The organism is Streptomyces sp. NPDC020490, from assembly GCF_044335305.1.
GTDB lineage: Bacteria > Actinomycetota > Actinomycetes > Streptomycetales > Streptomycetaceae > Streptomyces.
In genome coordinates, this window is sequence record NZ_JBIRUY010000023.1 from 132,103 (window position 1) to 138,083 (window position 5,981).

The 5,981-nt window shown below is 69.3% G+C and carries 5 protein-coding genes and 1 pseudogene; 1 reads left to right on the forward strand and 5 read right to left on the reverse strand.

Features of this window, described 5'->3' with window-relative positions; all coding sequences use genetic code 11:
- Nucleotides 1-146: 146 nt before the first annotated feature.
- Entirely contained in the window at nt 147-503 is a 357-nt protein-coding gene (locus tag ACH4ZX_RS23825; RefSeq protein WP_030340884.1) for an iron-sulfur cluster assembly accessory protein, read from the reverse strand.
- 243 nt (nt 504-746) lie between these two features.
- On the opposite strand from ACH4ZX_RS23825, the gene nadA reads away from it, so the two are divergent.
- Nucleotides 747-1,931, forward strand: a complete 1,185-nt coding sequence (gene nadA / locus ACH4ZX_RS23830; RefSeq protein WP_324783799.1) for a quinolinate synthase NadA — start codon at nt 747-749, stop codon at nt 1,929-1,931.
- Between the two features lie 87 nt (nt 1,932-2,018).
- Here the strand turns inward: nadA and ACH4ZX_RS23835 are convergent.
- The 4 genes and pseudogenes from ACH4ZX_RS23835 to ACH4ZX_RS23850 form a co-directional block, all read right to left on the reverse strand.
- Nucleotides 2,019-3,095: pseudogene (locus tag ACH4ZX_RS23835) on the reverse strand (transposase); the annotation flags it as partial.
- A gap of 265 nt (nt 3,096-3,360) precedes the next feature.
- The gene (locus ACH4ZX_RS23840; RefSeq protein ID WP_398276139.1) at nt 3,361-4,722 is read right to left on the reverse strand and encodes an MFS transporter; all 1,362 of its coding nucleotides are present in this window, start codon (nt 4,720-4,722) and stop codon (nt 3,361-3,363) included.
- Nucleotides 4,614-5,675, reverse strand: a complete 1,062-nt coding sequence (locus tag ACH4ZX_RS23845) for a tetratricopeptide repeat protein (protein WP_398276141.1) — start codon at nt 5,673-5,675, stop codon at nt 4,614-4,616. Before ACH4ZX_RS23845 ends, ACH4ZX_RS23840 begins: the two co-directional genes overlap by 109 nt.
- A 115-nt stretch (nt 5,676-5,790) precedes the next feature.
- The coding region (locus tag ACH4ZX_RS23850; RefSeq protein WP_398276144.1) for a hypothetical protein at nt 5,791-5,981 on the reverse strand (191 nt) is incomplete at its 5' end.

The window sequence follows — 5,981 nt, forward strand, 5'->3', positions numbered from 1 at the left end:
CCCGCCCCCCCCCCCGCCCCCGCGGGGGGGGGGGCGCCCCGGCGCCGCGGCCCCCCCGCCCCCCCCCCCCCCCCCCCCGGGCCCCCCCCCCCCCCTCCCGCGTCCCGGACACCGGTCCGGGCTCAGCAGTTCAGCGGTTCAGCGGTTCAGCTGAAGGAGTCGCCGCAGGCGCAGGAGCCCGTCGCGTTCGGGTTGTCGATCGTGAAGCCCTGCTTCTCGATGGTGTCCACGAAGTCGACGGTGGCGCCGCCGAGGTACGGGGCGCTCATGCGGTCGGTGACGACCTTGACCCCGCCGAAGTCCTTCACCACGTCGCCGTCGAGGGAACGCTCGTCGAAGAAGAGCTGGTAGCGCAGGCCGGAGCAGCCGCCGGGCTGGACGGCGACGCGCAGGGCGAGGTCGTCCCGGCCTTCCTGGTCGAGCAGGGCCTTGACCTTCGCCGCGGCGGCGTCGGTCAGGATGATGCCGTCGGTGACGGTGGTGGTCTCGTCCGATACGGACATCTACATCTCTCCCGGGTTGTACGGAGACTGCTTGCCGACGGTTGCAACCGGCGGGGCCGCGGATTCATTCCGGGCCGGGTGTCTGTCTTTTCGTTCCCTCCTCATGCTCGCACATGCGATGGGAGGCGGAAAACGCCTGATGGGGATTCACGTCACATCGACGCGATGACCATCGTCAAAGTGACATGAACCGGGTTATGATAGATAGCGTCAGTTCGACGAAAAGTAGAAAGGGTGCGTGACGTGACCACCGCCCACACCCAGGAGCTCGACGTACAGCCGACGCCCCTCGCCCTGCTGCTCCTCGGTCGTGAGGCCGATCCGCGCAGTGAGCGGGGCGTCGAGTGTCCCGGGGAGCTCCCGTCGCCGTCCGACCCGGACCTGGTGGAGCGCGCCCGCGCCGCCAAGGAACGGCTCGGCGACAAGGTCTTCGTGCTCGGCCACCACTACCAGCGCGACGAGGTCATCCAGTTCGCGGATGTCACCGGCGACTCCTTCAAGCTGGCCCGGGACGCGGCCGCTCGCCCGGAGGCCGAGTACATCGTGTTCTGCGGTGTGCACTTCATGGCGGAGTCCGCGGACATCCTGACCTCCGACGACCAGAAGGTCGTCCTGCCCGACCTCGCCGCCGGCTGCTCGATGGCCGACATGGCCACCGCCGAGCAGGTCGCCGAGTGCTGGGACGTGCTGACCGAGGCCGGCGTGGCCGAGCAGGTCGTGCCCGTCTCGTACATGAACTCCTCCGCGGACATCAAGGCGTTCACGGGCCGGCACGGCGGCACGATCTGCACCTCCTCCAATGCGCGGCGGGCCCTGGAGTGGGCCTTCCAGCAGGGCGAGAAGGTGCTGTTCCTGCCGGACCAGCACCTGGGCCGCAACACCGCGGTGCGGGACATGGGCATGTCCCTGGAGGACTGCGTCGTCTACAACCCGCACAAGCCGAACGGCGGGCTGACCGCCGAGGAGCTGCGGGCCGCGAAGATGATCCTGTGGCGGGGTCACTGCTCGGTCCACGGCCGCTTCGACCTGCGGTCGGTCGAGGACGTGCGCGAGCGCGTCCCGGGCGTGAACGTCCTGGTCCACCCCGAGTGCCGGCACGAGGTCGTGGCCGCGGCGGACTACGTCGGGTCGACGGAGTACATCATCAAGACGCTGGAGGCGGCCCCGGCCGGCTCCAAGTGGGCGATCGGCACGGAGCTGAACCTGGTCCGCCGGCTGGCGAACCGTTTCGCTCCGGAGGGCAAGGAGATCGTCTTCCTCGACCGCACGGTGTGCTTCTGCTCGACGATGAACCGCATCGACCTGCCGCATCTGGTCTGGGCCCTGGAGTCCCTGGCCGACGGCAACCTGGTCAACCGGATCCAGGTCGACAAGGAGACCGAGGCGTACGCGAAGCTCGCGCTGGAGCGGATGCTGGCGCTGCCGTAGGGCTCACGATGTCCCGGCCGAGGCCCGGCTCCCCGTTTCCCGGGGGATGCTGTTGGTTAATTCGGGCCTGGCTGCTTCGCCCCGTCGCTATGCGGCGGGGCGAAGTGCTGCCAGAGGGCTGGTGCGTGTGCGGGCGTGGGGTTGGTCGGTGAGCCAGGCGTTGATGCGGATGAGGTTGACGGCGGCGCCGGTGAGCTGATGCTGGAGGCTGGTCTTGGCGATCCCTCGGTAGCGGGATCTGCGCAGGCCGCAGGCTTGCACGGCTTGGGAGATGGTCCCCTCGACACCTGCACGGATCTTGTAGCGGGCCTTCCAGTCGTCGGTTTCCTGGAGCTTGCGGGCCTGTTGAAGGGCTTCGTATTCGTCGCGGGGCCGCAGGTTGATCTCCCGGCGCTGGGCTTTGGGAGAGTCGACGCAGGCCCGCAGCTGGGGGCAAGTGCGGCAGCCGGCCGGGGAGAACCGGACCCGGATGGTCGGCAGCCCGTCTTCCTAACGGCGCGGATGCCATTGGGTACTGGTCACTCCGTTCGGGCAGGTCACCTGCTGGTTGTCCCAGTCGATGACGAAGGCGTCCTGCCCGTGGGTGGCGTCACCGCGGGCATGGGGGACGGTCACGGATTTCATCGGCCCGTGCAACTCGACATGGTGGTCACGGCGGGCGGCGACCAGAGCGCCGGAGCTGGTGCAGCCGGCGTCGACCCAGTGCTCGTCGGGCAGCAGGTCCCGCTTCGCAAGGCCGTCGTGCACGACAGCAGCCATCCGCTGATCGCCGGCCGAACCGCTGGTGGTCACGACGTTCGTGACCAGGTGCACCGCCCCAGGCTCGCACGTCTCGGTGAGATGCACTTTGTAGCCATCCCAGAAGATGTCCCGCTTGCCGCCGCTGCGAGCCTGGGTGTCATAGAGCGTGACCAGGCGTTTGGCGCCCGGCGGCCGGTCTTTGGGGTCCCGCCGGACCACCTCGCCCTCCACCAGGTGGAAGTGCTGGACCCAAACCTGCCGCAGAGTGTCGGCCTCCGGCAGTTCCCGCAGGGCCAGTGGTGCGTCATCCGCCCAGATCATGCGCAGCAGGCGCATGCCGTCCGCACCGATCCGACGCCCCACTTCAACGCGTCTGGCCCGGGCCTTGGGGAAGCGGGAGTCCTCGACCCGGGTGACGTAGTGCGTAGAACGCGTCGATGTCCGCCGCGGCGCCGACAGCGAGTTCCTGGACCTGCCGGTGCCCGATACCGGAGCCGGTGTGGGCGTTGATCCGCCCCGTCCGACGTCGAACTCGCCACCGCCGAGTACGTCGACTGGTAGAACCACCGGCGGCTCCACGGTGAGACAGGCCGCGCCCCGCCCGTCGGATACGAGAACAACCCCTACCTCGCAACCACGAAACTCCAGCGCACAAACAGCTCCTGAGGTCTACCGAACCCGGAGCGGTTCAGCGGACGGTTTCGGCTGGGGCCGACATGAGCCGTGGTAGCCGCAGGCAGGGCAAGGCTATGGCGCAGGCGAGGGCGGCGAGGAAGAGGGCGAGCTGGGGGCCGAGACCGGTGGAAAGAAAAGCCGCGGCAAGGGCGGGGGCTGCGAGGTTGCCGAGGGTGCGGGCCATGAGGAAGGAGGCGTTGTAACGGCCCAGCTCTTCACTCGGGGCCAAGTCGTTGATGGTGGGCGGCAGGCTGGTCGACATGAGGCATTCGCCGAGCGCGATGACGGCGGCCGCGACGACCAGGCAGCCGCCCCACAGCCGGTCGGCCGACCAGATCAGCAGCCACGCAGCGCCCCACATGACGCCGACGACAGCAAGGGTACGGTGGCGGAGCCAGGTCCGGGTCAGACGCAGAACGGGCATCTGGGCAGCGACGACGGTGAGGGTGTTGGCGAGGTAGGCGAAACCGAGCAGGCGGGTGCTGGCGCCGGTGATGCCGTAGGTGGTGATCTTGAACTGGCCGAAGCCGACCAGGGTGAACAGCATGCCCAGACCGCACAGAACCCACAGTGGTCGGCTGTGGGGAAGTGCCTCGCGCAGCGGGATCCGAGTCCTTCGTGCGGGGGTCGCTCCACGCAGGGCCGGGCCTGTGATGGCGAGGGCGGCCAACAGGAAGGTGGCACCGTCGGCGGCATAGGCGAGAGTGAAGGAGGAGGGGTGCTTCGTGTCGACGGCCAGGGCAGCGATCAGGCCGCCGGCGCCCATGCCGAGGTTGAAAGAGAGGTAGCGCAGGGCGAAGGCGGTGGGTCGCTGCTCCGGGGGGACGAGGTGGCCGAGCAGGCTGTCCTGGGAGGGCAGGGCGATGGACAGGCCCCCGCCCATGAAAGCGATCGCCGCCACCACGGACGCGAGCGAGTGCACCATGCCGAGGGCGGCGGTGGCGACTGCCGCGACGGCCAGGCCGATGACGATGACGCGACGAGCCCCGAGGCGGTCTGCGAGCAGGCCGCCCAACGGGTTGCCGAAGAAGCTCACCAGCGGCCCGACCGCCGCCGCCAGCGTCGCCGGGCCGAGCGGGATGCCGCGCACCCCGTGCAGATACACCACCAGCAACGGCGCGGTCATGCCCGACCCCAGTGCGGAGACGAGTTCCGAACCCAGCACCAACCAGGCCCCCGGAACCAGCCGGGGCAGTTTCGCCGCCAGGGCAGGTGACCCCGGCACCCGTCGGCCGCCCAGTGCAACGTGTGCTCCGCGGCGCCGCGTCACGCGGCCACCTCCGGCCCCAGGGAATCCAGGCCGCGGCGGACCGCGGCCAGCAGCGGATAGCCCTGCTGTACCGAGCCTTCCAGGATGGCCAGCGCCCGCTCCCACAACGACCTGGCACGGTCCGAGTCGCCGCTGCGACGGGCGAGAATCGCCAAGTTGTTCAACGTCACGGCGAGTTCCGGGTGCTCCGGCCCGAGAGCCTGTTCCTTCAGGCGGAGGCAGCGGCGGAACAGTTCCCGCGCCCGGGCGTACTGTTCACGCCGGTAGGCGAGAGCTGCCAGGTTGCCCACAGCGACGCCGGTCTCGTAGTGCTCCGGACCGTAGGTCTCCTCGACCACCGTCAGCGCCGACGTCAGCAGGGCCTCGGCCTCCTCCAGCTCGCCCAGCTCGATCAGCACCGGCGCCAGCGCCGCTTTGTCCAGCGCCACCTCCAGATGGTCGGGCCCCAGCGACTGTTCCCGGATCGCGATCGCCTGACGACCGGGCTCCACCGCCGCCGCGAAATCACCCCGCGAGTGCGCCAGACCGCTCAGATTGTGGAATAGCGGGGCGGCCATCGGCGCCTGCCCGAGGCCCCTCTCCTCCAGGACCTCCAGGGCCCGCCGGTAAAACTCCTCGGCCTCGTCGAACTTCCCCACGTACTTGAACAAGATCCCCAGCTCGTTGCACACGCCGACCAGCGAACCAAATGGCATCTCTCCATCGGTCTCGGCCGCTGCCAGTGCCTCACGGAGCACTTCTTCGGCCTCCGTGTAGCGGCCCCGGATGCGGTGCAGGCCGCCCAGTAGTGTCCGTGCTCGTACCCACAAGGGAGTATCCCCGGCAGCCGCGGCCACCTCCCAGGCCAGGGTGAACAGCACCTCCGCACGCGGATGGTCCCGTTCGTTCCTCGCCTGGGTTCCCAGCGTGATCAACGCCAGCGCGATAGCGTCCGGTCCCGCACCGACATCAACCCTCGCGACAGCTGAAAGCAGACCGGCCGCCCCACTACCAGGCTTGCCCGGACCGTCCACAAACCCGGCCACCGTCTCCAGCAGCCCTTCGGAAACCGTCACCATCGTCAACCCTCTCCGTCGGAAAACAGAACAGGGCCCGTGCACAACACGGACCCCACCCTGCACAAACCGATACCGAGCCGCCCACTCGCCTGAGCAGCGGCCACTGCCTTCATGGTCAGTACAGAAGCGCGACCTCGGCGTGGTTGGTCGCCATGCCGTCCTCGGTCAGCGCGACCTCCGCGTGGTTGGTGCTCAGACCGTCCTCGGTCAGCGCGACCTCGGCGTGGTTGGTCGCCATGCCGTCCTCGGTCAGCGCGACCTCCGCGTGGTTGGTGCTCAGACCGTCCTCGGTCAGCGCGACCTCGG

Bases quoted from the DNA above. Each gene is read 5' to 3' on its own strand.
- ACH4ZX_RS23825 (WP_030340884.1), bottom strand. From the start codon at position 503: ATGTCCGTATCGGACGAGACCACCACCGTCACCGACGGCATCATCCTG.
- ACH4ZX_RS23845 (WP_398276141.1), bottom strand. From the start codon at position 5,675: ATGGTGACGGTTTCCGAAGGGCTGCTGGAGACGGTGGCCGGGTTTGTG.